General features: G+C 39.7%; 1 protein-coding gene. It reads left to right on the plus strand.

The features are described from left to right. Positions 1 to 22 precede the first annotated feature (22 nt). Positions 23 to 239: hypothetical protein (locus RYX56_RS25045; protein ID WP_317124476.1), on the plus strand; the 217-nt coding region annotated here is incomplete at its 3' end.

A 239-nucleotide genomic window follows, 5' to 3' on the forward strand; every position in this document is an offset into this window, starting at 1 on the left:
CAATCAAACAGGAGTAAGAATCATGAAAATAAATAATTCATTCTTAGGATTTCAAGGAGCAATGTCTCCCGAATCCTATAGGAAAAACATTTTAAAGCTTACGGTGCCTGCCATAGGCGCATTCTTATTGGGCGCGTATACAGGAGCTTTTGCTGTAATTGGAACTAATGCCAAAAAGCAGGGCCTGGATGCTACCAGTGGTGAAATTTTGGATGTTGCAATAAGAGTAAATCCCTTTG

The sequence above is a fragment of the Alkalihalophilus lindianensis genome, assembly GCF_032843265.1.
Lineage (GTDB): Bacteria > Bacillota > Bacilli > Bacillales > Bacillaceae_D > Alkalihalophilus > Alkalihalophilus lindianensis.